Source organism: Nocardia sp. NPDC060220, assembly GCF_042727815.1.
Lineage (GTDB): Bacteria > Actinomycetota > Actinomycetes > Mycobacteriales > Mycobacteriaceae > Nocardia.
In genome coordinates, this window is the sequence record NZ_JBHWZY010000910.1 from 1 (window position 1) to 2,620 (window position 2,620).

The 2,620-nt window shown below is 69.2% G+C and carries 2 protein-coding genes and 1 pseudogene; 2 read left to right on the plus strand and 1 reads right to left on the minus strand.

Features of this window, described 5'->3' with window-relative positions; genetic code table 11:
• Positions 1 to 108 precede the first annotated feature (108 nt).
• Positions 109 to 900, minus strand: a complete 792-nt coding sequence (locus ACFWF3_RS31570) for a 3-oxo-5-alpha-steroid 4-dehydrogenase (protein WP_379317424.1) — start codon at positions 898 to 900, stop codon at positions 109 to 111.
• A gap of 104 nt (positions 901 to 1,004) precedes the next feature.
• Between ACFWF3_RS31570 and ACFWF3_RS31575 the strand changes: the two genes are divergently transcribed.
• On the plus strand, positions 1,005 to 1,823 hold the full coding sequence (locus ACFWF3_RS31575; protein ID WP_379317426.1) for a nuclear transport factor 2 family protein: 819 nt from the start codon (positions 1,005 to 1,007) through the stop codon (positions 1,821 to 1,823).
• A 122-nt stretch (positions 1,824 to 1,945) separates the two neighbouring features.
• A pseudogene (locus tag ACFWF3_RS31580) lies at positions 1,946 to 2,620 on the plus strand (hypothetical protein); the annotation flags it as partial.

Consider the following 2,620-nt stretch of genomic DNA (forward strand, 5'->3'; position numbering starts at 1 on the left):
GTTGCTTGCTCCTTCGTCGCGTACGCACCGGCGCCTAACCGGCGACCCGGCCGCGACCGGCCACTTCGTGGCCGCCGCTCCCTAGGGGTCGCGGTGCTGGTCGGCGTGTCAGACCACGCCGGGGATCAACGCTTTGCGGGTTTTGGGGTAGTCGGCGAACTTCTCGCGGTACCACCGGTGGGTGGCGAAGGCGCGTGGCACCAGGTTCCCCGCGGTGATCAAGAAGATCGCGACGCCGGCCAGTGACCAGGTGAGCAGGGCGAATCCGGCCCAGGCGATCAGTTCGCCGAGGTAGGCCGGGCTGCTGACGAAGCGGAAGCCGGCGCCGTGGGGGACCCGGTACTCGGCGGCGCCGGGGTTGTTCTTGTCCCGCAGATTGCGCACGATCGCCTCGGATCGCACCAGCAGCCCGAATCCGCACAGGTACACGACCAGTCCGATCAGGAAGCGCGGATCGGTGAGCCAGGCGGTGCCGTACTGGTTCTTGTAGTCGTTGCTGAAGAACGCGCCGTTGAGGTAGCCGTGCAGGGCCGTCACGAACACGCCCGCCGCGACCACCGAGACGTTGAAGCTGCTCGTCTTACCCGGCACCTGCCGGATGGAGAGCGGGAAGAACCAGCCGCGATTGCCGTAGTGCAGCAACCAGATGGCGGCCAGCACCAGCGGCACCGGCTCGAAACGATCGGGGCCGCTGAGATAGAACACCGCGAACACGACGGTCGCGGGCAGCTCCATCAGCCACCAGCCCAGCTTGGGGTTGAGATTGAAGCCGACCTTGTTCGACGCGAAGCGGCCGTAGGGGCTCTGCGCGAACAGCCCGCCGACGATCACGAACGCGGCGAAGGCGAAGGCGATGGCCAGCACGGTGTCGTAGGTGGTGTTCCCGGTGTACCAGTCCATCGAGATCCTCTTGTCCAACAGGCGCCGAGCACGATCGCCGACGCAAAACTAGAACACGTTCTATCATGGATCGCGGAGGGGGAGCGTGACTATGGAGGACCTACATGTCGTTGGATCGGACCGCCGAGGACCTGCTGGCGGCGGTGCGGGCGTCACCGCGTGCGGTGGCCGCGCACGACAAGACCGCGTGGGTCGGGCTGTTCGCCGAGCAGGCGGCGGTACACGACCCGTACGGCTCGCGCGAGCACATCGGCCCGGACGCGATCTCGCGTTTCTACAACGTCTTCATCGCCCCGAACGCCATCGCCTTCCGCGTGGACCGCGACATCGTCGCCGGCTACACGGTGGTGCGTGACCTGCACATCGAGACCACGATGTCGACGGGCGCCACCGTCACCGTGCCGATGCATCTGCGCTACGACCTGGTCGATACCGATGGCGGCTGGCGGATCGCCCGGCTCGCCGCGCACTGGGAGCTGGGGGTGATGGTCGCGCGTTTGCTGCGCACCGGCCCGTCCGGATTGCTCGCGGGAGCGAAGCTCGGGCCGCAACTCGTGGGCGAGCTCGGCATGGGCGGAGCGATGGGCATGATGCGGGCGCTGCGCGGCATCGGCGGCTCCGGCAAGCGCATCGTCGGCAGACTCTTCGCTGCTGTCGCGTCCGGTGACACGGGTGGCGTGCGAGCGCTGCTCGATGAGCGGACGGTGTGCGAGCTGCCCGCCGGGCGACCGATCTCGGTGACGGAGTTCGCCGACCGCGCGCGAGACATCGAGTGGGACAAGATGATCGCCGCGGGGCGCACGGTCAGCGTGAGCGTGCGGGTCGGTGCGTCGCGCGGTGTGGCCTTCGTCGACTTCGCCCCGGACCGGCCGCGGATCACCGCTGTGCGGGTCTTTCTCGACGGCGATCCTTCGGGCGACTGACCGCTCGCCCGAAGGGTGCCGACCCGGCGCCCGGTGCTGTCGCGGTGGCCGGGCCTCGGAGCGTGTGCGTGCGCCGATCCTGCGAGGTAGGTTCGGTTTCAGGCCGACGACTGGAGGTTCGTGTGCATCTGCGTGGTGTAGTTCTCCCCGGCGACCGGGAGCGCGACCTCTGGGTTGTCGACGGCGCCGTGACGTTCGAGCCCGTGCGCGGTGCCGAAACCCTGTGCAGCACAGGCTGGATCGTGCCCGGCCTGGTCGACGCGCACTGCCATGTCGGCATCCGCTACGGCGGCGGGGACGAGACCCGCGACGGCGCGATCGAGCAGGCCGAGACCGAACGCGACGCGGGGGCGCTGCTCCTGCGCGACGCGGGCTCGCCGATCGACACCCGCTTCATCGACGAGCACGCCGAGCTGCCGCGGATCATCCGCGCGGGTCGACACATCGCCCGCCCCAAGCGCTACATCCGCGAACTCGGGATCGAACTCGACGACGAGCGCGACCTGCCCGAGATCGTCGCCGAGCAGGCCCGCTTCGGTGACGGCTGGGTGAAGATCGTGGGAGATTGGATCGACCGCTCCGTCGGCGACCTGCGCCCGCTGTGGAGTGACGACATCCTGAAGCAGGCCATCGACGCCGCCCACGCGAACGGGGCAAGGGTCACCGCCCACGTGTTCGGTGAGGACGCCCGCACCCTGCAGTTTGTGAGGAGGTACCCCGGCACGGCCCCACCCCACCCACGCACCGGAGGAACCGCGAACCCCTACGCACCGCGCCCGCCGCACGCCCCGCTGACG